The sequence below is a fragment of the Streptomyces sp. NPDC101165 genome (genome assembly GCF_044768135.1).
Taxonomy (GTDB): domain Bacteria; phylum Actinomycetota; class Actinomycetes; order Streptomycetales; family Streptomycetaceae; genus Streptomyces.
The window spans coordinates 112938-139408 of the sequence record NZ_JBIWPG010000028.1 but is presented as its reverse complement, the minus strand read 5'-3'; the positions used below and the strand labels follow the sequence as shown (position 1 = coordinate 139408).

At 72.9% G+C, this 26471-nt stretch carries 6 protein-coding genes and 2 pseudogenes; 4 read left to right on the top strand and 4 right to left on the bottom strand.

Features of this window, described 5'->3' with window-relative positions:
• Both ACIRVH_RS41200 and ACIRVH_RS41195 read right to left on the bottom strand, forming a co-directional pair.
• The coding region (locus ACIRVH_RS41200) for a type I polyketide synthase (protein ID WP_403964877.1) at positions 1–1665 on the bottom strand (1665 nt) is incomplete at its 3' end.
• Positions 1666–1762: 97 nt separating this feature from the next.
• A pseudogene (locus ACIRVH_RS41195) lies at positions 1763–10828 on the bottom strand (type I polyketide synthase); the annotation flags it as partial.
• Between the two features lie 256 nt (positions 10829–11084).
• Here ACIRVH_RS41195 and ACIRVH_RS41190 point away from each other — a divergent pair.
• The 4 genes from ACIRVH_RS41190 (at position 11085) to ACIRVH_RS41175 (ending at position 15013) form a co-directional block, all read left to right on the top strand.
• Positions 11085–12464: a glycosyltransferase gene (locus ACIRVH_RS41190; RefSeq protein ID WP_403964868.1), complete on the top strand. Its 1380-nt coding sequence runs from the start codon at positions 11085–11087 to the stop codon at positions 12462–12464.
• 67 nt (positions 12465–12531) lie between these two features.
• Entirely contained in the window at positions 12532–13590 is a 1059-nt protein-coding gene (locus tag ACIRVH_RS41185) for a DegT/DnrJ/EryC1/StrS family aminotransferase (protein WP_403964866.1), read from the top strand.
• A gap of 32 nt (positions 13591–13622) precedes the next feature.
• Entirely contained in the window at positions 13623–14822 is a 1200-nt protein-coding gene (locus ACIRVH_RS41180; RefSeq protein WP_403964864.1) for a cytochrome P450, read from the top strand.
• Entirely contained in the window at positions 14819–15013 is a 195-nt protein-coding gene (locus ACIRVH_RS41175; protein ID WP_403964862.1) for a ferredoxin, read from the top strand. The genes ACIRVH_RS41180 and ACIRVH_RS41175 overlap by 4 nt, the downstream gene beginning before the upstream one ends.
• Before the next feature lie 75 nt (positions 15014–15088).
• On the opposite strand, the gene ACIRVH_RS41170 is transcribed toward ACIRVH_RS41175, so the two are convergent.
• Positions 15089–21022 carry a type I polyketide synthase gene (locus ACIRVH_RS41170; RefSeq protein WP_403964875.1) on the bottom strand — a complete coding sequence of 1978 codons (5934 nt, stop codon included), beginning with the start codon at positions 21020–21022 and terminating at the stop codon, positions 15089–15091.
• Positions 21023–21098: 76 nt separating this feature from the next.
• A pseudogene (locus ACIRVH_RS41165) lies at positions 21099–26417 on the bottom strand (type I polyketide synthase); the annotation flags it as partial.
• Between the last annotated feature and the right edge of the window lie 54 nt (positions 26418–26471).

The following is a 26471-nucleotide window of genomic DNA, read 5'->3' as shown; positions in this document are numbered from 1 at the left end:
CCGGCCATACAACCCACGCCCCATCCCCAACCGCTGCGCACCCTGACCCGTGAACACAACCCCCAACCGACCATCACCAGCCACCCCCTCCACCGAGGTCCAGGCCCTCAGCTTCGCCGCCAGGCCGGCGGCGTCCCGGCCGACGAACGCGGCCCGGTGCGCGAGGTGCGCTCGGCCGGTGGCCAGGGTGAGGCCGACGTCCGCCGGATGCGCACCCGTGTCCAGCCGGAGTGCCAGTTGCTTCGCCTGCGCGCGCGATGCCGCCGGCGTGTGCCCGGACAGCACCCACGGCACGACCGCGTCGACCGGCGCTTCGGTGCGCGGCTCGGCATCCGGGGCCTGCTCCAGGATCGTGTGCGCGTTGGTGCCGGAGATCCCGAACGACGACACCGCCGCCCGCCGCGGGCGGTCCACCGCCGGCCATGGGCTCGCCTCCGCCGCAAGTGTCACCGCACCCGCCGACCAGTCCACGTGGGACGACGGCGTTTCGGCGTGGAGCGACTTCGGCACGAGCCCGTGCTGCATCGCCATGACCATCTTGATCACACCGGCGACACCGGCGGCGGCCTGTGTGTGCCCGATGTTCGACTTCACCGAACCCAGCAGCAACGGCGTCTCACGGTCCTGCCCATAGGCCGCCAGCAACGCCTGCGCCTCGATCGGATCACCCAACGTCGTACCCGTGCCGTGCGCCTCGACGACGTCCACTTCGGACGCTTGCAGCCCGGCGCTGTCCAGCGCCAGCTTGATGACCCGCTGCTGCGAAGGGCCGTTCGGCGCGGTCAGGCCGTTCGACGCACCGTCCTGGTTCACCGCCGAACCCCGCACCACCGCGAGGACCGGGTGGCCGAGCCGCCGTGCGTCCGACAGCCGCTCCAGCACGAGCATGCCCACGCCCTCGGCCCAGCCGGTGCCGTCGGCGGAGTCGGAAAAGGCCTTGCAGCGGCCGTCGGCGGAAAGGGCGCGCTGGCGCGAGAACTCCACGAAGGTGCTCGGCGTGGACATCACTGTCACACCGCCGGCCAGGGCCAGCGTGCAGTCGCCGTTGCGCAGCGCCTGCGCGGCCAGGTGCAGCGTCACCAGCGACGACGAACACGCCGTGTCGACCGTGACCGCCGGCCCCTCCAGCCCCAGTGTGTAGGCAACGCGGCCCGAGGCGACGCTGGGCAGGCTGCCGTTGGTGCGGTAGCCCTCGAAACCGTCGTCGGCGAGCAGTTCCCGGTAGTCGCTGTACATCACGCCCGCGTAGACGCCGGCGCGGCTGCCGCGCAGCGACGCCGGGTCGATACCCGCCCGCTCCAACGCCTCCCACGACGTCTCCAGCAGCAGACGCTGCTGCGCGTCCGTCGCCATGGCCTCCCGCGGGCTCATCCCGAAGAGCTCGGCGTCGAAGTTACCCACATCGTGGAGGAATCCGCCGGCCCGCGCGTAGGACGTGCCCAGCTGCTCGGGGTCGGCGTTGTAGAGGGTGTCGAGGTCCCAGCCGCGGTCGGCCGGGAACTCGGTGACCGCGTCGGTGCCGTCCACGACCAGCTGCCACAGGTCCTCCGGCGAGCGCACACCGCCCGGGTACCGGCACGCCATGCCGACCACGGCGATCGGCTCGCGTCCCTTCAGCTCGAGTTCCTCTATGCGCTGGCGGGCGGTGCGCAGGTCGACCGTCACACGCCTCAGATACTCGACAACCTTGTCCTGCTGGCCGTGGTCATCCATCGCAGGTCCTCTTCTCCATCAACGAACGGGGGGGCGGCGGCGGGCGGGTTCAGTCCTGGGAGATGCCCAGCTCGCCATCGATGATCGTGAACAGCTCGTCGACCGAAGCCGAGTTGATCTTGTCGACGTCGATCTCGCCGACGTGTCCGGCCGCGTCTGTCTCCGCCTGCCGCAGCCGTCGGCCGAGCTGCTCGAGCCGGTCGGCGAGCGCCGCGTGGTCGGCCGTGGAGCCGGCGGCCGCGACGGCCGCCTCCAGCCGGTCCAGCTGCTCCAGTGGCGTGCCGGTCCCGGCCGCCTCGGGCTCGGCGGAAGGCGTGAGTTCGTCCCGCAGGTACTCCGCGAGCGCCGACGGAGTCGGGTAGTCGAACAGGAGCGTGGACGGCAGTCGGCGGCCGGTGACCGTGTTGAGCCGGTTCCGCAGTTCGACGCCGGTGAGCGAGTCGAAGCCGAGCTGCCGGAACTCGCGGAACTGCTCGATCGCCGCCGGTGAGCCGTGGCCGAGGACGGCAGCGGCCTCGGTCCGTACGACGCCGAGCACCAGCCGCACGCGTTCGTCGGGAGCCGCGCCGGCGAGCCGCGATGCCAGTGTGGCGGTGTCCGCCGCTGCGGCGGAGGCGGCGGTACGGCGCCCGGTGCCGGCGAGACCGCGCAACACGGCCGGTACGTCGCTCCTCGTGCGCAGCTTGGACAGCTCCAGCCGCATCGGTACCAGCGCCGGAGCATCGACGGCCAGCGCGGCGTCGAACAACGCCATGCCCTGCTCCGTCGACAGCGGGGCCATGCCGTCGCGGACCATTCGCGCGAGGTCCGCCTCGGACAGCGTCGCGGTCATGCCGGCGCCCGGCGCCCACGCGCCCCAGGCCAGTGAGAGGGCCGGCAGGCCCGAGGAACGGCGGTGCGCCGCAAGTGCGTCGAGAAAGGCGTTCGCGGCGGCGTAGTTGGCCTGGCCGGCCCCGCCGATGACTCCCATGACCGAGGAGAACGTCACGAAGTCCGTGAGTCGCCTGTCCTTGGTCGCCTCGTGCAGGTTCCAGGCCGCGTCGGCCTTCGAGCGCAACACGGTCGCCAGCCGCTGGGGCGTGAGCGAGCCGACCACGCCGTCGTCGAGTACACCCGCGGTGTGCACGACCGTCGTGAGATCAGGGATGCTCGCGACCAGCTCGCGGGTGGCGTCACCGTCTGCGATGTCGCAGGCGACCATCCGCACCTGGACACCACGTCCCGCCAGTTCCTCGCGCAGCTGCGCCGCACCGTCCGCCGCCGGTCCGCGGCGTGAGGCGAGCACCATGCGGGCCACGCCCTGCCCGGCCAGATGCAGGGCGAGCTTGCTGCCGAGTCCGCCTGTGCCGCCGGTGATGAGGACCGTGCCGTCGGTGGCGGGTCCCGTCGGCATCGTCAGGGCGATCTTGCCGATGTGCTTGGCCTGGCTCATGTGGCGGAACGCGTCGCGCGCGCGCCGCACGTCCCACGATCGCACCGGCAGCGGCGCCAGCGCCCCGGCCTCGAACAGCTCGCCCAGTTCGGCGAGCATGGCGGCGACGCGGTCCGGTTCCACCACCATCAGGTCGAACGGCAGGTACCGCACGCCGGGCAGATCGGCGGGGTCGCGCACGTCCGTCTTGCCCATCTCCGCGAAGCGGCCGCCGTCGGCGAGCAGGCCCAGGGACGCGTCGACGAACTCCCCGGCCAGTGAGTTGAGCACGACGTCGACCCGCTGCTCACCCAGCACCCTGCCGAACGATTCGGCGAAGTCGAGCGTCCGGGAGGTGGCGATGTGGTCGTCCGCGACGCCGAGGGCGCGCAGCGTGTCCCACTTGCCCTCGCTCGCCGTGGCGAACACCTCGGCGCCCAGGTGCAGCGCCAGCTGGATCGCGGCCATGCCCACGCCGCCTGCACCGGCGTGGACGAGTACGCGCTCGCCGCTGCGCAGCCCCGCCAGGTCGACAAGACCGTGGTACGCGGTGAGGAACACCAGCGGGACGGCTGCGGCCACCTCGTCCGGCCAGGCCGCCGGTACGGGCACGATCAACCGCTCGTCCACGACCGCCAGCGGGCCGAAGCCACCCGTGATCATGCCCATGACGCGGTCGCCGACTCGCACGCCCGTCACCTCGGGACCGACCGCCACGACCTCGCCCATGCCCTCGGCGCCGGGCGCACCCGGGTCGCCGGGGTACATGCCCAGGACGTTGAGTACGTCCCGGAAGTTCACGCCCGCCGCGCGCACCCGCACGCGTACGTGCCGGCCGGTCAGTTCGCGCTCGGCCTCGGGGTACGGGACGAGGGCGATGCCGTCGATGCTTCCCCGTTGCGGGACGTCCAGCCGCCACCCGCTGCCGCCGGGCGGCAACAGGCCCGCGTCCGCACCGAGGCGCGCCAGCCGGGCGGCGTGCACGACGCCGTCCCGCACCCAGCCCTGGGGTTCGCCGGACGCCAGCAACGCGCCGTACGCCGTCGAGGGGTCCTGGCCTTCCGGCAGGTCGAGCAGCAGGAAGCGGCCGGGGTTCTCGGTCTGCGCGGTCCGCACCAGGCCCCACACGGCAGCCGAGGCCGGATCTTCGCCCGTCACCGCTCCGTGTGTCACGAAAAGCAGCGGTTCCGCGCTGTTGCCGGACAGCCACTCCTGCACGGCCTCAAGCGCCTTGATCGCCGCCGCGTGCGTCGCCGCTGCGATGTCGCCGGTGGCCGGCGCGAACTCCATCACCGCGGCGGGCTCGATCTCCCCGGCTTCCGACAGCGGCGTCCAGTCCAGTGTGAACAGCGAGTCGTGGGCGTGCGCGGCGACGGGCGTGGTGGCTGCCCGCAACGTCAGCGACTCGACGGCCGCGACCGGATCACCGAGCCCGTCCGCGGCCGTGATGGACACGCCCGGGCCCTTCGTGGTCAGGCGGACCCGCAGGACGGCCGCGCCGGCGGCCGCCAGGGACATGCCCTCCCACGCGAACGGCAGGGCCCCGGGTGCCACACCCATCTCGCCGAGGAACGCGACCTGCACGGCGGCGTCGAGCAGCGCGGGGTGCAGACCGAAGGCACCGGCCTGGCCTGCCACCACGTCGGGCAGCGCGACCTCCGCGAACACCTCGGCATCCCGCCGCCACACGGCACGCACGCCCCGGAAAGCCGGGCCGTAGGCGAGGTTCATCGCGGCCAGCCGCTCGTAGCAGTCGTCCAGCGGCAGGGCCTGCGCGCCGGCCGGCGGCCACGCGTCTCGCGCGAACATCGTGTCCACCGCGGGAGCGTCCGCCGTGAGGTATCCGGTGGCGTGCAGCGTCCAGGTGCCGTCGGCCCACGCCGACACCTTCACCGGGCGGCGGCCGTCCTCGTCCGCGCCGACCGCGACCTGCACGGGAACCGAGCCGCGCGCGGGCAGCACGAGCGGCACGGCCAGCGTCAGCTCGTCCAGCCGTCGGCAACCGGCCTCGTCGCCGGCGCGCAGCACCAGCTCCACGAATCCCGTGCCCGGGAACAGGGTCCGGCCGCCGACCACGTGGTCCGCCATCCAGGGGTGCGCGGTGGCGGACAGCCGGCCGGTGAGCAGCACGCCATCGCCGTCCGCCAACCGGACGACCGCGCCGAGCAACGGGTGGCCGGCCTGGTCGAGACCGGCGCCGATGACGTCACCCGCCCCGCCGTCGTCCGGCCAGAACCGCTGATGGCGGAACGCGTAGGTGGGCAGGGCCACGGTGTGCGCTCCGGTGTCCGCGAGGAAGGCCGCCCAGTCCACCTTCGTGCCGCGCACGTGCAGCTCCGTCAGCGCGGTGACGGCCCGGTCCTCCTCGGGTCGGTCACGGCGCAGCACCGGGATCGCGCGCAGGTCGACGTCGCCGGCTGCATCGGGAACCAGTGCGCTGAGCGTCCCGTCCGGTCCGAGTTCGAGCACGGTGCGGACACCGGCGTCGGCCATCGCCCGGACAGCGTCCGTGAACAGCACCGGTTGCCGGACGTGCTGCACCCAGTAGATTCCGCTGTCGGGCGTGTCGATCCGACCGGTGAGCGCCGACACGAACGGGATACGCGGTTCCTGGAACGTGCAGTCCTCCAGCGCCTCGCCGAACTCGGCCAGCATCGGGTCCATCAGCGGCGAGTGGTAGGCGTGGGAGACCGGCAGCGGCTTCGTGCGACGGCCCAGCTCTGTGAAGGTGTCGCGGATCCTGGCCACCACTTCGCCGACACCGGCCACCACGACCGACATCGGCCCGTTCACGGCCGCGATGGACACTCCTTCCACCAGCAGCGGGCAGACCTCGGCCGTGGTCGCCTCGACAGCGAGCATCGTCCCGCCCTCGGGCAGGGCCTGCATCAGGCCGGCCCGCGTGAGCACGAGCGTCGCCGCGTCGGCCAGCGACAGCACGCCGGCGACATGCGCGGCGGCGATCTCACCGACCGAGTGGCCACCGACCATGTCCGGCTCGACGCCCCACGACTCCACGAGCCGGTACAGGGCGACCTCCAGCGCGAAGAGTGCGGGTTGCGTCCAACGGGTCCGGTCGAGTTCCGCCGCGTCCCGGCCCCACATGACGTCCCGGACCTCGGTACCCAGTGCCGCGACGACCTCGTCGTACGCCGTGGCGAACGCGGGGAACCGCTCGTACAGGCCGCGGCCCATGCCGAGGCGCTGCGAGCCCTGGCCGGTGAACAGCACGCCCAGCTTGCCCTGGACGACCGAGCCCTGGACCGCGTCGGTCAGGTCGGCCAGCGTGGCCCGCATGGTGTCGCCGTCCCGGCCGGTCACGGCGAGACGATGGGCGAAGTGCGTGCGGGTGCCGGCCAGGGACAGCGCCACGTCGGCCGCACCGCCGGACGCGGTCGCGACCCGCGTCGCCTGCGCGCGCAGCGCCTCCGGTGTGGGTGCCGACACCACCCACGGAACCAGGACACCGTTCGTCTCGGGCGCGGGCTCCGGCTGGGCGACCTGCTCCAGGATGACGTGCGCGTTGGTGCCGGAGATGCCGAACGACGAGACCGCCGCGCGTCTCGGACGGCCCGTATCGGGCCAGGGTGCGGCCTCGGTGAGCAGCTCCACCGCACCCGCTGACCAGTCCACGTGCGACGACGGCTGTTCGACGTGCAGGGTCTGCGGCAGCCTCCCGTGCTGCATGGCCTGCACCATCTTGATGACGCCGGCGATACCGGCGGCGGCCTGCGTATGGCCGATGTTGGACTTCAGCGAGCCGAGCAGCAGCGGCGTCTCCCGGTCCCGGCCGTATGTCGCCAGCAAGGCCTGGGCTTCTATCGGGTCGCCGAGCTTCGTGCCGGTGCCGTGCGCCTCGACCGCGTCCACCTCGGACGGGCGCAGGCCCGCGTTCGCCAGCGCGGCACGGATCACCCGCTGCTGGGACGGCCCGTTCGGTGCGGTCAGGCCGTTGGAGGCCCCGTCCTGGTTGACGGCCGAGCCACGCACGACGGCGAGTACCCGGTGTCCGTTCGCGCGGGCGGCGGACAGCCGCTCCAGGACCAGCACGCCGACGCCCTCGGACCAGCCGGTGCCGTCGGCGGCGTCGGAGAACGACTTGCACCGACCGTCGACGGCCAGGCCGCCCTGCCGCGTGAACTCCACGAAGTTGTCGGGCGTGGACATGATGGTCACGCCGCCCGCCAGCGCGAGCCCGCACTCCCCGGCGCGCAGTGCCTGTGCGGCCAGATGCAGCGCCACCAGCGACGACGAGCACGCGGTGTCGACGGTCAGCGCCGGGCCCTCGAGGCCGAGCACGTACGCCGTCCGGCCCGACATGACACTCGGCGTCGTACCGGTCATCACGAAGCCGCGGGAGTCGTCGCGCCGGCCGAGCAACGATGCGTAGGTGCCGCCGAAGGTGCCGACGAACACGCCGGTCCGGGTGCCGCGCAGGGAGGTCGGGTCCAGGCCGGCGTGCTCCAGCGCTTCCCACGTGGTCTCCAGCAGGTGGCGCTGCTGGGGGTCCATCGCCTTGGCCTCTCGCGGCGAGACACCGAAGAACTCGGCGTCGAAGCCTGCCACGTCGGGGAGAAAGCCGCCGGAACGAGTGGCGATGGCGGGAGTGCCGTCTGCGCCCGGGGCGAACAGCGCGTCCAGGTCCCAGCCGCGGTCGGTCGGGAAGTCGCCGACGACACAACGTCCCTCGGCGGCGACCCGCCACAGGTCGTCGGGGCCGGCGACGCCGCCCGGGAACCGGCACGCCATGCCGACGATCGCGATCGGCTCGTCGGCGGCGGCCCAGGTGGCGGCGGCTTCCTCGGTCTCGCCGGTGACGGAGGCGAGCAGGAAGTCGGTGAGCCGGTCGGGCGTCGGGTGGTCGTAGACGGCGGACGTGGGCAGCGCGATGCCCAGTGCGGCGACGAGCCGCTCACGGAGGTCGACGGCGGTGATCGAGTCGAAACCGAGGGCGCGGAACTCCCTGGACGTGTCGATCGCGGCCGGGTCCGTGTGCCCCAGCACGCCGGCGGCCTGCGCCCGGACGGCGTCGAGGAGCGCCGCGCGATCGAGCGCCGGGACGTCGGCGACGGACTCCGGTCGGCGCACGGGCGCGGCCGTGGCACCGGGACCGGCCAGCCAGTACCGGCGGCGGTCGAACGCGTAGGTGGGCAGGCCGATCCGGCGGCCGCCCTCGTACAGACCGGACCAGTCCACCGTCACACCCCGCACGAACACCTCGGCGAACGACGTGAGCACGCGGTTCAGGCCGTCCTCGCCACGGCGGAGCGTGCCCGTCACGACGGCCCGCACACCGGCCGCTTCGACCGCCTCGGCGATGCCGACACGGAGCACGGGATGCGGGCTGCATTCGATGAAGGCGCGGTGCCCGTCATCGAGCAGCGTGGCGATCGCGGGCCCGAAGTTCACCGTGTGGCGCAAGTTCCGGTACCAGTAGCCGCCGTCCATCGTCGCGGTGTCCAGCCATTCGCTGCTCACCGTCGAATAGAACGGCACCTGCGCAGTCCGGGGCCGGATCGGCGCGAGCAGGTCGAGCAGTTCCTGCTGGATCGCCTCGACCTGCGTCGTGTGCGAGGCGTAGTCGACGGCGATACGCCGCACCCGTATCCCGTCGGCGGTCAGCGTGTCGAACAGCGTCTCCAGCGCGGCGGGCAGACCGGCGACGACGACCGACGCCGGCCCGTTCACAGCCGCGATCTGCACGGACCCGTCGGCGGGCAGCAACGGCTCGACGCGCTCCACCGGCCACGGCACCGACATCATGAGACCGTCACCCGCGATCCGTCGGGCGATGGCCCGGGCGCGCAGCGCGACCACCCGGGCACCGTCCTCCAGGGACAGCGCCCCGGCGACGACGGCGGCAGCGATCTCACCCTGTGAGTGGCCGACGACCGCGTCCGGATGCACGCCCCGCGAACGCCACAGCGCCGCCAGGGACACCATCACCGCGAAGGACACCGGCTGCACCACGTCCACGCGGTCCAGGTCCGGCGCACCTTCGGCCTGTCTCAGCACATCGACCAGCGACCAGTCGGTGAACTTGGACAGCGCCGCCGCACACTCGCCGATCCGCTCCGCGAACACCGATGACTCGTCCAGCAGCCGCGCGCCCATGCCGGCCCACTGCGCACCCTGACCGGGGAACACGAATACGGTCCCGCCCTCGACGTCCGCCACACCGGCGACAACGGCGGGCGTCACCTCACCCCGGGCGAACTGCTCCAGCCCGTCACGATCGACGACCACCGCCCGGTGCTCGAACAGCGAACGCGAGGTCAGCAGCGAATGTCCGAGATCCCGCGGATCGGCCTCCAGTCCGACCAGGCCGGCGGCCTGACCACGTAACGCCGCCGCGGAGCGCGCCGACAGCACCAGCGGCAACGCGGCCGGATGCGGCGCGGTCTCCCGTTCCGCCGGGCCGGGTGCGGGCGGGGCCTCCTCCAGCAGGACATGGGCATTGGAGCCGCTGAACCCGAAGGACGACACGCCGCACCGGCGCGGGGCGTCACCGCCCGGCCAGTCCCGTTTCCGGGTCAGCAGTCCGACGACACGGGACGACCAGTCCACGTGCGGCGTCGGTGGTTCGGCGCGCAGGGTGGCGGGCAGGACGCCGCGCCGCATGGCCTCCACCATCTTCACCACGCCGAGCACGCCGGCCGCGGCCTGGGTGTGCCCCAGGTTGGATTTCAGCGACCCCGTGTACAACGGCCGGTCGCGGTCCTGTCCGTACGCGGCGATGAGCGCTCGGGCCTCGACCGGGTCGCCGAGCGGGGTGCCGGTGCCGTGTGCCTCCACGGCGTCCACCTCGGAGGGAAGCAGGCCCGCGTCGGCGAGGGCTGCGACGATGACCTCGCGCTGCGCCTCTTCGCTCGGCGCGGTGAGTCCTGCCGAGGCGCCGTCGGAGTTGATCGCCGAGCCCCGCACCACGGCCAGCACCTGATGTCCCTCGGCGCGTGCCGTCGACAGGCGCTCCACGAACAGCACGCCGACGCCCTCGCTCCACGCGGTGCCGTTCGCGTCCGCGCCGAAGGGCTTCGGCCGAGCGTCGGGCGACAGTGCGCGCTGCCGGCTGAACGCGACGAAGGCTGCCGGAGTCGGCATGACCGTGACGCCGCCGACGACGGCCTGCGCGCACTCCCCGCTGCGTATCGACCGCACCGCGAGGTGCAGAGCGACCAGCGAACTGGACGACGCCGTGTCCACGGTGAGCACGGGTCCGCGAAGACCCAGTTCGTAGGCGACACGGCCGGAGACGACACTGCCCGCGGTGCCCGTGAGCAGGTGGCCCTCGGCACCGTGCGCGTTGGTCAGCCCCGGGCCGTACTCATGCGCCTCGGCACCGACGAACATGCCGGTGGCGGTGGCGCGCAGCGTCGCGGGATCCACGCCCGCCCGCTCCAGCGCCTCCCACACGACCTCCAGCAGCAGCCTCTGCTGTGGGTGCATCGCCTCGGCCTCACGTGGTGAGATCCCGAAGAACGAGGCGTCGAACTCGGTGGCGCCGGCGAGGAACCCGCCCTCACGCACGTAACTCCGGCCCGGTGCCGCCGGGTCGGGGTCGTACAGCGCGTCGAGGTCCCAGCCGCGGTCCGTCGGGAACGGCCCGAAGACGTCCTCGCCGTCGCACAGCAGGCGCCACAGCTCCTCCGGCGAGTCGATGCCGCCGGGAAGACGGCACGCGGTACCGACGATCACCACCGGGTCGGTCACTTCCGGGTTCTCGTTGCCGGCTTCGCTCATGACGTGGGACCACCTCAGACCGGTAGGTACGACAGGGACTCAGCGGTGGAGCGTATGCACGGCCCGACCCGTATTTCCCTACAGGTGCGGCACGGGCGCGGGGGCCTGCGCGGCTCCCCGCCGGTCTAGGGAATTCCGGCCGTCGACGGTGGGATAAACGGGACCTCGGGGGCGCATGCCGGTCCCGTCCGTGGATAAGCCCGCCCGAAAGGTGTCCCGCATGTCATCCAGCTCGCGGCCGATCCTGTTCGTCAGCCTCCCGGAGAGCGGTCTGTTCAACCCGGTCCAGACGATCGCGGGCGAGTTCGCGCGGCGCGGCGTCCAGGACCTGTGGTTCGCCACCGACGAGGAACGCCGGGGCGACATCGAGGCACTGGCCGACGTGTCGACGGTACGCTTCGCCTCACTCGGCGACGTGGTGCCGGAGCTGTCGGCCCTGACGTGGGACAAGGACGTCTACGCCAAGGTGACAGGCCCGAAGCGGTTCGCCGCGCATGCCGCCGTGATCCGCCACACCTACGACCCCGCGCTGCACGTCGACAAGTACAGGCGGCTCCTGGAGATCGTCGAGAAACTCGAGCCCGCGCTGATGGTCATCGAGAGCCTCACCGCGTACGCCATCGACATCGCGATCACCCGCAGGATCCCGTACGTGCTCGTCTCGCCCTTCCTGCCGAGCAACTACGTGACCGCGTACACCCCCTTCACCAAGGCGTACACCGACCCCGACTTCCCCGTGCCGCACTCGGGCCTGTCCGTGCACATGACGCTGCGGCAGCGGATCGAGAACCGGCTCTTCCGTGTGCGCACCCTGGGGATCTTCCTGCGCCCGTCCATGGCGCGGGTCCTCAAGCGGGACAGACAGACCCGGCAGCAGCTGGGCATCGCCCCGGAGGCACGGCGCTTCCTGGCCAGGATCGAACGCGCCGAACTGGTCGTGAACGGGTCACTGACCGAGTTGGACTACCCCTTCCGGGCGCCGGACAACATGAGGATGGTGGGCGCGCTGATCCCGCCGCTGCCTCAGGCACCCGAGGACGAGGACGTCAGCGGGTGGCTCGCCACGCACAACTCCGTGGTCTTCGTCGGCCTGGGCACCACCACCCGCCTGACCTCCGAACAGGTGCGTGACATGCTCACGGTGGCACGGCGACTGGGCAACGACCACCACATCCTGTGGAAGCTGCCCAGCGAGCAGCAGCGTCTGCTGCCCGACGGGCCGCTGCCCGAGAACGTGCGCATCGAGAGCTGGGTGCCCTCCCAGCTCGACGTGCTCGCCCACCCGAACGTGAAGGCGTTCCTGACCCACGGCGGTGGCAACGGCTTCCACGAGGGCCTCTACTTCGGCAAGCCCATGGTCATCCGCCCCCTGTGGGTGGACTGCTACGACCAGGCGGTGCGCGGCGAGGACTTCGGCGTCAGCCTGACCGTCGATCCGCACCGCGGCACCGGTGACGACATCTTCCGTGCGCTCCAACGGGTACTGGACGAGCCGTCGTTCAGCGAGCGCGCCCAGCGCTTCGGCAAGCTGCTGCGCGCCGCCGGCGGCGCGGCTGCCGCCACCGATCTGGTGCTGGACCTGCCCGCCCTGGCTTCCTGACCGCTGCGAAGCGCTACCCCCGAGCGATCCCCTTCGGCGCCGGCACCACTCAACGAACGAGGACCCCATGGGATTCAAGTACTCGGTCTCCAGGCCCAGCATGAAGGGGCGCGAACTGGAGTACGTCACCGACGCGGTCACCAGCGGATGGATCTCCGCGCAGGGACCCTACATTCCGCGATTCGAGCAGGCGTTTGCCCGATACAACGGGGTCGGGCACGCCGTCGCCTGTTCGTCGGGCACCACGGCACTGACCCTGGCGCTCCGTGCGCTGGGCATCGGGCCGGGCGACGAGGTGCTGGTTCCGGAGTTCACCATGGTCGCAACGGCCTGGGCGGTGTCGTACACGGGTGCCACGCCCGTGTTCGTGGACTGCGGCGACGACCTGAACATCGACGTCACGCTGATCGAGGACAAGATCACTCCGCGGACCAGGGCCATCATGCCGGTGCACGTCTACGGCAGGCGGTGCGACATGGACGCGATCATGAAGATCGCCTTCGAGTACAACCTCCGGGTGGTCGAGGACTCCGCCGAGGCGCACGGCATCCGCCCGGTCGGGGACATCGCATGCTTCTCGCTGTTCGCGAACAAGATCATTTCCTCGGGTGAGGGCGGGGTGTGCGTCACCGACGAGCCCCGTCTGGCCGCCCAGATGGAGCACTTGCGGGGCATGGCCTTCAGCAGGGAGCACAACTTCCTGCACAAGAAGCTCGCCTACAACTTCCGGATGACCAATCTGCAGGCCGCCGTCGCCCTGGCGCAGACCGAGCGGATCCACGAGATCCTCGCGGCACGGGCGCGCATCGAAGCGCACTACGACCGCGAGCTCTCCGGCGTCGACGGCATCACACTGATGCCGTCACGGCAGGTGCTGTGGATGTACGACGTGCTGGCCCGGGACCGCGACGAGCTCATGGAGTTCCTCACGGAGAACGGCATCGAGACCCGCTACTTCTTCCAGCCGATGAGCAGGCAGCCGATGTACCGCGACCCGGTGTGGCCTTCGCTCAGAGCCACCCGGTTCGCGCAGGAGGGCCTCTACCTGCCGACCTACACCGATCTGAGCCCCGAGGACCAGGACTTCATCGTCGGCCGGGTCCGCAAGTTCTACGGTGCCGGCTGACCGGCGCCCCGATCCCGATGGGACGTGCACCCATGACGCTTTCCGAACCCGAGGCGACGGAGTTCCCGGTACGGTTGCCCGGCGAGCCCTTCCCGCCGCGTCAGTACGCCGACTTCCGCAAGCAGCCCGGTCTGATCCGCTCGACGCTGCCGACGGGCAGCCCCGTGTGGCTGGTGTCGCGGCACGAGGACGTGCGCACGGTGCTGACCGACCGCCGGATCAGCTCCAATCCCGCCCGCGAGGGCTTTCCCAACGTCGCCAGGACCGGGGGCGTGCCGACGCAGGAGCAGATCCCCGGCTGGTTCGTCGGCATCGACCCTCCGGAGCACGACAGGTTCCGCAAGGCGCTGATCCCCGAATTCAGCGTGCGGCGCATCCGGCAGTGGCGGCCCCTCATCCAGGAGACCGTGGACCGCTGCGTCGACCACCTGCTGTCCCTCGGCAACTCCGCTGACCTGGTCGCCGAGTTCGCGCTGCCAGTGCCCTCACTGGTGATCTCGACGATGCTGGGCGTGCCGTTCGTGGACCGGGAGTTCTTCGAGTCACGCACCAAAACGCTGGTGAACCTGAAGACCACCACCGAGGACGAGCGGGGCGTGGCCGTCCAGGAGCTGCTGCGCTACATCGGCAGGCTCATCAAGGTCAAGCAGAGGCGGGCGGGCGACGACCTGATCTCCCGGCTGCTGGAGACCGCGGTCCTGTCCCCGGAAGAGCTGACCGGTGTCATCATGCTGCTGCTGATCGCCGGGCACGAGACCACCGCGAACAACATCGCGCTCGGCGTGGTGACCCTGTTGTCGAACCCGCAGTGGATCGGCGACGACCGCGCGGTGGACGAGCTGCTGCGCTACCACTCGGTCGCGGACCTGGTCGCGCTGCGCGTGGCGGTCGAGGACGTGGAGATCGGCGGGCAGGTCGTCAGGGCCGGGGAGGGCATCATCCCGCTCATCGCCGGCGCCAACCACGACCTGGACAGCTTCGACCGGCCCGCCGAGTTCGATCCGGGCCGGGCCGCGCGCCACCACGTCGCGTTCGGCTACGGGGTGCACCAGTGCCTCGGACAGAACCTGGTGCGTGCCGAGATGGAGATCGTCTACCGGACGCTGTTCCGCCGGGTGCCGACGCTCGCGGTCGACGCCGACGTCACCGCCCTGCCGTTCAAGTACGACGGCACCCTGTTCGGTCTGCACGAGTTGCCCGTCCGTTGGCGAACCAGAGGAGCGAAGTCATGAAGATCCATGTGGACAGGAGCCGGTGCGTCGGCGCGGGCCAGTGCGCGCTGACGGCGCCGGCGCTGTTCGACCAGGGCGAGAGCGACGGTCTGGTGGAGGTGCTCAACGCCGAGCCGGACGACACGCAGGCCGCCGCCGCGGCGATGGCGGCGCAGGTGTGCCCGTCCGGCACGATCACCCTGAGCCGCTAGGACGTCTTCCCTGCCGCACAGCGTGCGCCCGCTTCCTGCTCGCGGGCGCACGCTGTGTCTTTGTGCGGTTGTCCGTCACAGCGTGGCCAGCCACTCCTTCATGACGGTCGCCGTGACGTGGGAGTCCCGCTGCGCCAACGAGAAGTGGTCGGCGTCGATGGTGCGGACCGTCTCCGCGGGGACGAGCAGCTCCTGCTGCCCGTGCTCCACCCGTGTGTCGGGATCACCGAGCAGGGGCACGCTGCACCGCACCAGCAGCGTCGGCGCGGTGGTCGGCGGAACTTCCAGGGCGGACATGCGGTTGAGGTAGTGCGCCATGGCCGACAGCCGGTTGCTGTCCACCGTCACGGTGGCCGAGTCCGTCTCGCCCATGAACCTCCTGGCCAGCTGCCGGTAGTCCACGCTGTCCCCGTGCTCGTGCCGCAGGCTGAGCGTGTCGAGCATGATCACGCCGTCGGCGCGCACCCCCCACATGCTCTCCAGCAGCCCGGCCACCGCCAGGGCCAGCGCACCGCCCGACGAGTGGCCGACCAGCACGAACGGGTCCCCGTCGCCGGCGTGCAGCACACTTTCCGCGGCGGCCCGTGTGATGGCCCGGGCCGAGCGGGGCAGGCTCTCTCCGGCCGCGAACCCGACCAGCGGCAATGCCTGCACACCACGGTCGCCGCGGAAGTGGGCGGCGAGACGGGCGTACTGGTGCGCGCCGCCGACGGACACGGGTGAGCTGATGCAGATCAGCCGTGGCTCGGTCGGGCCGTCCGCGAGGGTGACGGGCTCGGGCAGCTCCTCCAGTTCGGCCGGCGCCTCGAACAGCGGGCGGGTGAGGGCGATGGCCTTGAGCAACTCCCAGCCCTCGTCGACCTTGCCCGCCCGGACCGCGTCGAAGTACAGCGTGCCGACGGTGTCGCCGGACTGCCCCGACGCGGCCGTCGGGGCCGGCCCGATGTGATCGGCGAGCCGGCCACGCAGCCACCGGGCCAGCTCGGCGGGTGTCTTGTGGTCGAGTACGACCGTGCTGGGCAGCCGGAGACCGACCGTGCCGGCGAGCCGGTTGCGCAGCTCCACCGACATCAGCGAGTCGAAGCCGGCCTCCAGGAAGTCACGCTCCGGGTCCATGTCGCTCGCGTCGACGTGGCCGAGCACCCCCGCCGCGTAGTCGACGATCAGCTCACGCAGCACCGTGTGCTGGTCGGCGGCGGAAAGGCCGCTCAGCCGCTCGCGCAGCGTCGCCGTGGACACCTCGGACGCGTCCGCGGCAGCCCGGCGGCGCGGTGCCCTCAGCAGGCCGCGCAGGATCGGGTGCGTGGCCGGTCCGCCCTGCACACCGGGCTTCACCGCCAGCGGCACGAGGAGCGCCTCGTCGGTGGCGGACGCGGCGTCGAACAGGGCCATGCCCTGTGCCACGGTGAGCGGCATCGAACCCGAGTTCGCCATCCGCCGCACCTCGGCCTGCGACAGCGCTCCCGTCATGCCGACGTCCTGCGCCCACGCGCCCCACGCCAACGACAGCGCGGGACGCCCGGCGGCTCGGCGCCGGGCCGCGATGGCGTCCAAAGCGGCATTGGCGGCCGCGTAGTTGCCCTGGCCGGCGCCACCCATCACGCCCGAGAGGGAGGAGTACAGCACGAACACGTCGACGTCGCCGACGAGTTCGTCGAGGTGCTGCGCCGCGTCCACCTTCGGCCGCAGCACGGCCGCCAGCCGGTCCGGCGTCAGCGTGCCGATCACGCCGTCGTCCAGCACGCCCGCCGTGTGCACGACCGCCCGGACCGGGTGCTCGGCCAGGAGGGCGGCCACCGCATCGCGGTCGGTCATGTCACACGCCACCAGCGTGACGTCAGCGCCCTGTTCGGTGAGCTCGGCCGCCAGCTCCCGCGCACCCGGGGCCTCCGGGCCGCGTCGGCTGACCAACAGCAGCTTGCGCACGTCCCGTTCCGCGACAAGGTGCCGGGCCAGCACGCTCCCCAGGCCGCCGGTGCCGCCGGTGATGAGGACCGTGCCGTCCGGGTCCCACGCCCGGGGCTCCGGCGCGCTGCCGAACCTCGCCAGCCGGGCGACGGCGGCCGCGCCGTCCGTGAGGACGGCCTGTGTCTCATCCTCGTCCAGCAGGCGGGGTGCCGCGGCGACGAGCAGCCGGGACGCTTCCGTGGCGTCGACGTCGAGCAGCAGGAACCGACCCGGGTTCTCCGCCTGGGCCGCCCGCACGAGACCCCACACGCCGGCGGCGGGCACGTCCGCACCGGTCACCGCACCGGAGGTGACCAGCACGAGCGGCACATCGTCGGCACGCTCGTCGGCCAGCCAGGACGTGAGCAGGTCGAGCGCCGAGGCGGTGGCGTCCTGCACCGAATCGGCCCTGACGGGCGCGACCACGAGGTCGGGCCGCGTGGCCAGCACCGCGTCGGCGGTGTCGCCGTGGCCGAGGACGTCGCAGCCCGCGCGCGCCAGCGCAGCACCGAGGCCGCAGGTGTCGGCGCCGAGCACTGCCCATCGCCTGCCCGGCATCGGGGCGACGTCGACCGGCGTCCAGTCGAGACGGAACAGCCAGTCGGACTCCGGCCGCACCGGCCCGGCGGCGACGGGTTCACGCAGCGCCAGCGACGCCACCGACACCACGGGACGGCCGGTCGGGTCGACTGCCGTGATGGAGACGGCGTCGCCGCCGAGCGAGCTGATCGCCACGCGCAGGAGCGCCGGCCCGGAGGCGTGCAGCGAGGCGCCCTCCCACGAGAACGGCGCCAGCACACGGCCGGCGGCTTCCGGCAGGAAAGCTACCGCCTGCACCACCGAGTCGAGCAGTGCCGGGTGCACGCCGAAGTCCGCGGCGTCCCCGATCGAATGCGGCAGCGCCACCTCGGCGTACACGGTGTCGCCGGCCCGCCGGACCTCGCGCAGGCACTGGAACGCCGGGCCGTAGCCGGAGCCGTCGTAGTGCGCGCTGATGTCGACGGATTCGGCGTCACGCGGCGGCCACGCCAGGGTCGCGCCGGTCACGCCGCGGGTCGTGAGGGTGCCGGTGGCATGGGGCAGCCAGGCGGCACCGATGGTGTCCTGGCGGGAGAACACGCCTACGCGGCGGCGTGCCCGCTCGTCGGCGGCGGCGACCCGCACCTGCACCGCGACCGAGCCGGTCTCGGGCAGGCCGAGCGGGGCCGCGATGGTCAGTTCCTCGACAGTGTCGCAGCCGACCTCGTCGGCCGCGCGGAACGCCAACTCCGCGAAAGCGGTGGCCGGGAGCGCGACGGCGCCGGCCACGACGTGGTCCGCGAGCCACGGATGCGTGCGCAGCGACAGCCGTCCCGTCAGCACGGTGTCGCCGTCGGCGAGTTCGATGGCCGCGCCGAGCAGCGGGTGCGCCACCGAGCCGAGACCGGCGCCGGTGACGTCGGCCGCGGTCGAGCGGGCCTGTGGCCAGTAGCGGACGTACTGGAAGGGGTAGGTCGGCAGATCCACCGGCCGCGTCGGCGGCAGCACCGCGCACAGATCGACGGCGACGCCGCGGGTGTGCAGGGTGGCGAGCGCGGTGACGGCCGACTCCTCCTCGGGACGGTCCCGCCGCAGCATCGGCACCGTGACAGCGGTATCGACCGTCGCTGCGATCATCGCGGACAGCGTGCCGTCGGGCCCCAGCTCCATGAACGTGGTCACTCCGGCCTCGGCCATGGTGGTGACGGTCTCCAGGAACCGGACCGGCTCGCGGACGTGCCGCACCCAGTAGCCGGGGTCGGTCGGGGCGCCGGAGACCAGGCCGATCGTCGGCCGCGTGAACGTGACGTCGGCGATGGCGGCGGCGAAGCCGTCGAGCATCGGGTCCATCAGCGCCGAGTGGAACGCGTGCGACACCGACAGCCGCCTGTGCTTCCAGCCTCTTTCGGCCGCCACGGCGGCGACCCGCTCCACCGCTTCCGTCCCGCCCGCGACGACGGTCGCCGCCGGCCCGTTCACCGCCGCGACGGCCGCCCCCTCGCCGAGCACGGCGACCACGTCGGCCTCCGCCGCCGAGACGGCGAGCATCGCGCCGCCCTCCGGCAGCGCATCCATCAGTTCCGCCCGCGCGGTCACGAGGCGGCAGGCGTCGGGCAGCGACAACACGCCCGCGACGTGCGCGGCGGTGATCTCCCCCAGCGAGTGCCCGCCCACGACGTCCGGTCGCACGCCCCACGACTCCACCAGCCGGTAGAGCGCCACCTCCAGCGCGAACAAGGCCGGCTGCGACCAGCGGGTGCGGTCGATTGCCGCGGCGTCCGAGCCCCACATCACGTCGCGGACCTCGGTGCCCAGCTCCGTGACGACGGCGTCGAACGCCTCGGCGAAGACCGGGAATCGCTCGTACAGCTCGCGGCCCATGCCCAGGCGCTGCGAGCCCTGGCCGGTGAAGACGATCCCGAGCCGCCCGCGTGCCACCGTGCCGGCCACGACGCCCTGCGCCGCGCCGCCGGCGGCCCACGTGGAGAGTGTGTCGGCCAGGTCGCGCCGGGTGCGGCCGGTCGCCACCACGCGGTGCTCGAACCGAGTCCGTGCGGCAAGCGCCGCCGCGACGTCCGCGGCGCACCAGTCCGGCTCCCGCCCGGCGCGCTCCACCAACGCGGTCACCTGGTCGCGGAGCGCTGCGGCGGTCTTCGCCGAAAGCGCCCACGCAATCACCGAGGTCTCCGGCGCACTCTCCGCGGGGTCCTGCGTCGGCGCCTGCTCCAGGATCGTGTGCGCGTTGGTGCCGCTCACACCGAACGACGACACACCGGCTCGGCGCGGACGTCCGGTCTCCGGCCACGGCGTGGCGACCGTCGCCAGCTCGACCGCGCCCTCCGTCCAGTCCACGTGGGACGAAGGCGCATCCACGTGCAGGGTCTGCGGGACGACACCGTGCCGCATCGCCATGACCATCTTGATGACGCCGGCTGCGCCGGCCGCGGCCTGCGTGTGGCCGATGTTGGACTTCACGGAGCCGAGCAGCACCGTCCGCTCGCGGTCTTGGCCGTAGGTGGCGAGCAGGCTCTGCGCCTCGATCGGGTCGCCGAGCCTGGTACCGGTCCCGTGCGCCTCGACCACGTCGACATCGCCGGCGGTCAGGCCGGCGCCGGCCAGCGCCTGCTGGATGACCCGCTGCTGGGACGGCCCGTTGGGGGCGGTGAAGCCATTGGAAGCGCCGTCCTGGTTGACGGCGGAGCCGCGCACCACCGCCCAGACGGGGTGGCCCAGCCGCTGAGCGTCGGACAGCTTCTCCACCACGAACATGCCGACGCCCTCGGACCAGCCGGTGCCGTCCGCGGCGTCCGCGAACGCCTTGCACCGCCCGTCCGACGCGAGCGCGCCCTGGCGGGTGAAGCCGGCGAACCGGAGCGCGGTCGACATCACGGTGACGCCGCCGGCCAGTGCGAGGTCGCACTCCCCGGCCCGTAGCGCCTGCGCCGCCAGGTGCAGTGCCACCAGCGACGACGAGCAGGCGGTGTCCACAGTGACCGCGGGGCCCTCGAGGCCGAACGTGTAGGAGAGGCGGCCGGCGATCGCGCTCGCCGCGATGCCCGTGCCGGCGTGCCCCTCCGCGTCCTCGACGGAGTCCAGCACCAGCGAGGCGTAGTCCTGCCCGTCGGTGCCGGCGAACACCGCCGTGCGGCTGCCGCGCAGCGACGCCGGGTCGATGCGGGCCCGCTCGAACGCCTCCCACGACGTCTGCAGCAGCAGCCGCTGCTGCGGGTCGAGCACCACGGCCTCACGCGGCGAGATGCCGAAGAAGGCCGCGTCGAATCCGGCGACGTCGTGCAGGAAGCCGCCGCGCAGCGTGGCGCTGTGGCCGGGGCCCTCGCCCGAGAGCAGGTCCAGGTCCCAGCCGCGGTCGGTCGGGAAGGACACGATCCCCTCGCGGCCGTCGGCGACCAGCTCCCACAGCTGCTCGGGGGTGGTGACGCCGCCGGGGAACCGACAGGCCATGCCCACGATCGCGACGGGCTCGTGGTGGCCGGACTCGGCCTCTTCCAGTCGGCGCCGGGTCCGGTGCAGATCGGCCGTCACCCATTTCAGGTACTCGACCAGCTTGGTGTCGTCCGCCATCGCAAATGGCTACCTTTCGGTGCGGAATGTGGGGAGTTCAGCGGTCGTTGATCCGGCCGAGCTCGTGGTCGATGAAGGCGAGGATCTCGTCGGTGCTGGCAGAGGAGATCTGTTCCGTGACGGCCTCGCCGTCGGGCGTCGGGTCGACGCCGGCCCACTGCGCCACGAGGCCTCGCAGCCGGGCCGTGATGCCGGCGCGTGTGATCGGGTCGGGGTCGGCGCCCACCAGCGCGGACTCCAGCCGGTCCAGCTCCGCCAGCGGGTTCGGGGCCTGGGCCTTGGCGGTCGCCGCGCCGCTGAGCCGGGACAGCAGGTGGTCCGCGAGCGCGGCGGGCGTCGGGTAGTCGAACACCAGGGTCGCGGACATCCGCAGCCCGGTGGCCGTCGCGAGCCGGTTGCGCAGCTCCACGGCGGTCAGCGAGTCCATGCCGAGGTCGCGGAACTCGCGGTCATCGGCGACGGCGTCCGTGGAGTCGTGCGCCAGCACCGCCGCCACCTCGGCACACACCAGGTCCAGGACGAATCGCGTGCGCGCCTGCTCGTCCAGGCCTGCGAGCCGCGCCGTGACCGGCGCCGCCGGGGCCGCATCGGCCGACGGGCGCCGACGACGCGTGCGCACGAGGCCGCGCAGCAACGGATGGGGGGCGCCGACGCGGGCGCCGGGGCGTACCGCCAGCGGCACCAGCACCGGCTCGTCGGTGGCGACGGCCGCGTCGAAGAGCGCCAGGCCCTGCGGCACCGTGAGCGGCGCGGAGCCGGAATCCGCCATGCGCTTGAGGTCGGCCTCGGTCAGCGCACCGGTCATGCCGGCGTCCTGCGTCCATGGGCCCCACGCCAGCGACAGCGCGGTCCGACCGTCCGCATGGCGCTCGCGGGCGAGCGCGTCGAGAGCGGCGTTCGCGGCGGAGTAGTTGCCCTGGCCGGGGCTGCCGAGCGTACCCGCGACGGAGGAGAACAGGACGAACGCGTCCAGGTCCTCAGTCAGCTCGTGCAGGTGCCGTGCGGCGTCCACCTTGGGCCGTAGCACGCCGTCGAGCCGCTCCGGGGTGAGCGTGGTGACGACGCCGTCGTCCAGCAGACCCGCGGCATGCACCACGGCGGTGACCCTGCGCCCCTCGAGCACGGCGGCAAGGGCGTCGCGGTCCGCGACATCGCAGGCGACGATGTCGACGTGCGCGCCGTGCCCGGTGAGCTCGGCCGCCAGCTCGCTCGCGCCCGGCGCCCGGAGGCCGCGCCTGCTGAGCAGCAGCAGCTTGCGCACGCCGTGCTCCGCGACGAGGTGCCGGGCCAGCTGCGCGCCGAGGCCGCCGGTGCCGCCGGTGACGAGCACCGTGCCGTCGGGGTGCCACTCGGACGGCCGCTCCGCGCCCGCGAACCGGGCCAGCCGGCCGACCTTCACGGTGCCGCCCTCGATGACGGCCTGGGTCTCCCCCGCCGCCACCAGTTCCGGTGCCACCGCGAGCAGCGGCCACTCATCGGCAGCGGCGTCGAGCAGCAGGAAGCGTCCCGGGTGCTCGGCCTGTGCGGTCCGCACCAGGCCCCCCACGGCGGCGGCCGGAACGTCCGCGCCGGACACGGCGCCGTCGGTGACGAACACCAGCGGCACGTCCTCGGTGCGCCGGTCGGCGAGCCACTCCTGGACCAGGCCGAGCGCCCGCGTCGTCGCATCGAGCACGCCGGCGCCCGTGACCGGCGCGAAGACCACGTCCGGCCCGGTGGCGAGCGCGGCGTCGACGGTGTCGTACCGCACCGCGCCGGCGAGTCCGCCCGGGTCCGTGCCGAGCACCACGAAAGCCCCGGTCACCGGCTGGACGGCGAACGGTGTCCAGTCGACGCGGAACAGCCAGTCGGGGCGTCGCGCGGTGTCCTCCTCCGACGGCGCACGCAGCACCAGCCTGCCCACGGTCACCACCGGCCGGCCCGCGCCGTCCACCGCCTCGATGCCGACGGCCCCCTGGCCGCCGCGGGTGAGCCGAACGCGCAGCGTGGTCGCGCCCGTGCGATGCAGGGCCACGTCCTCCCACGAGAACGGCAGTACGCCACGGCCGCCGTCCGGGGACTCGACCCAGCCGACGGCATGCAGCACGGCGTCCAGCAGCGCCGGGTGCACGCCCATCCGGTCCGCACCACGGGCCGTGGCGGGCAGCGCCACCTCCGCGAACGCCTCGCTGTCCCGCCGCCACACCGCGCGCAGGCCCTGGAAGGCCGGCCCGTAGTCACCGCCGTCGTAGAAGCCGGCCAGGTCGACCTGATCGGTGCCGGGCGGCGGCCATGCCGACGCGAAGTCCGTGCCGGCGTCAGGGCTTCCGGTCCCGAGCGTGCCCGCGGCGTGCTGGAGCCATTCGCCGACGTGCTCGGCGTCGCGGGAGTAGACGCCCACCGACCGGCGGCCGTCCTCGTCGGCCGCGCCCACCCGCACCTGGACGGCGACGGCGCCGTGCCGGGGCAACTCCAACGGCACCGACAGCGTCAGCTCCTCGACGAGATCCGCGCCGACCTCGTCGGCGGCGCGCAGCGCCAGCTCCGCGAAGCCTGTGCCGGGGAACAGGATCCGGCCCAGGATGACGTGGTCCGCCAGCCACGGCTGGGTGGCCGGCGAGAGCCGGCCGGTGAGCACCACACCGCCGTCACCGGCCAGTTCCACGGACGAACCGAGCAGCGCGTGGCCGAGCGCCGACTGCCCGACCGACGCGGCGTCACCGCCCACACCGCCGTCCGGCCAGAACCGGGAGCGCTGGAACGCATACGTGGGCAGCTCCACCGGACGTGTCCCGAGCGGCGCGAAGAACGCGTCCCACGCGACGTGTTCGCCGCGTGCGGACAGTCGTGCGAGCGCGCTCACCACGGTGGTCTCCTCGTCGCGGCCCGCACGCAGCACGGGGATGGCGGTGACGGGATCCGGCGCGGTGTCCTGGACCATCGCGCACAGCGTTGCGTCGGGTCCCAGTTCCAGGAAGGTCGTCGCCCCGGCGGCGAGCAACGCGCGCACGCCGTCGGCGAACCGGACCGGTCGTCGCACGTGCGCCACCCAGTAGGCGGCGTCCCGGATCTGCGCCGCCTCCGCGACGCTGCCGGTCACGGACGACACCAGCGGGATCCGCGCGTCGCCGAACTCGATGTCCGCGATGGCGTCGGCGAAGTCGCTCAGCATCGGGTCCATGCGGGCCGAGTGGAAGGCGTGCGACACCGTGAGCCGCTTGTGCTTCCAGCCGCGCTCGTCGGCGTCGCCGGCGACGCGCTCGACCGCATCCTCGTCGCCGGCGACGATCACCGCCGTCGGGCCGTTGACCGCCGCCACCGACACCGCTGCGTCCAGCAGCGGCGCGACCTCCTCCTCGGTCGCCGCCACGGCGAGCATCGCGCCGCCGTCCGGCAGCGCACCCATCAGCACGGCGCGGGCGGCGACCAGCCGGCACGCGTCGGCGAGGCTCAACACCCCGGACACGTGCGCGGCGGTGATCTCACCGAGCGAGTGGCCGGCGACGAGGTCGGCCTGCACGCCCCAGGACTCGACGAGCCGGTGGAGCGCCACCTCTACGACGAACAGGGCGGGCTGCGACCAGTTCGTGCTGTTCAGACTGTCGGCGTCGGTACCCCAGAGGACGTCACGGATCGAGCCGGGCAGATGCCGGTCCAGTTCGGCAGCGACCTCGTCGAAGGCCCTGGCGAACACCGGGAACCGGGCGTGCAGGTCGCGGCCCATGCCGAGCCGCTGCGCGCCCTGGCCGGTGAACAGCACGGCCAGCTTCCCGGTCCGCGCGGCTGTGTCCGACACGACGCCCGGCGCGGGGTCGCCCGCCGCCCACGCCGACAGCGCCGCCGCGAGGTCCGTGATGTCCCGGCCGACGGCGGCGACACGGTGTTCGTGGGCGGTACGGCCGGTGGCCAGCACTGCGGCCACGTCGGCGGCGCTCGTCGTCACCGCGACGTTCGCGACCAGCTGCGCGACCTGGTCCCGCAGTGCGGGCACCGTCCGACCGGACACGACCCACGGCACCACCGCGTCGCGCACCGGGCCCTGCTCGGCCGGCGCCGGTTCGGGCGCCTGCTCCAGGACGGTGTGCGCGTTCGTGCCGGAGATGCCGAACGACGACACGGCGGCACGGCGGGGCCGTCCCGTCTCCGGCCAGGGCACTTCCTCGGTCAGCAGCTCGATCGAGCCCGCCGACCAGTCCACGTGCGAGGACGGATTGCGCGCGTGCAGGGTGCGCGGGAGCACTCCGTGCCGCATCGCCTGAACCATCTTGATCACGCCTGCGACGCCCGCGGCGGCCTGCGTGTGCCCGATGTTCGACTTCACGGAGCCCAGCAGCAGCGGGCGTTCCCGGTCGCGGCCGTAGGTCGCCAGCAGTGCCTGCGCCTCGATCGGGTCGCCCAGCGCGGTGCCCGTGCCGTGCGCCTCCACGGCGTCGACGTCGTTCTCGGTGAGCCGGGCGTTGGCCAGCGCCGCGCGGATCACCCGCTGCTGCGACGGCCCGCTCGGCGCGGTGAAGCCGTTGGACGCGCCGTCCTGGTTGACGGCCGAGCCGCGCACCACCGCGAGCACCGGGTGGTTGTTGCGGCGGGCGTCGGACAGCCGCTCCAGCAGGAGCATGCCAGCGCCCTCGGCCCAGCCGGTGCCGTCGGCCTCGTCGGCGAACGCCTTGCAGCGCCCGTCCGGGGCGAGGCCGCCCTGCTTGGAGAACTCCACCAGCGCGCCCGGCGTGCTCATCACGTTCACACCACCGGCCAGCGCAAGCGTGCACTCGCCGGAGCGCAGCGCCTGCGCCGCCCAGTGCAGTGCCACCAGCGACGACGAACACGCCGTGTCCACCGTGATCGCCGGCCCCTCGAGGCCCAGCGTGTAGGAGAGCCGACCGGACATCGCGCTGGCCGCGATGCCGGTGCCGACCTCACCCGTGCTCTGCGCGGGAGACCGCACCATCAGGTACGCGTAGTCCTGGCCGTTGGTGCCGACGAACACGCCGGTCCGGCTGCCGCGCAGCGACGCCGGGTCGACGCCGGCTCGTTCGAACGCCTCCCACGAGGTCTCCAGCAGCAGCCGCTGCTGCGGGTCCATCGCCAGCGCCTCGCGGGGCGATATGCCGAAGAAGGCGGCGTCGAAGTCGGCGGCATCCGGCAGGAACCCGCCGAGCAGCGTGGTGTCGCCGCCCGCAAGTTCCCCGATGTCCCAGCCGCGGTCGGCGGGGACCGGCCTGATGGCGTCGTCGCCGTCGGCGACGAGCCGCCACAGGTCCTCGGGCGACCTGACGCCGCCCGGGAACCGGCACGCCATACCGACGATCGCGATCGGCTCGGTGGTGGCGGCGACCAGGCGCTGGTTCTGCCTGCGCAGCCGCTCGGTCTCCTTCACGGCCGCCCGCAACGCCTCGACGACCTTGTCGGTGCTGTCCTTGGGTGTAGACACCGG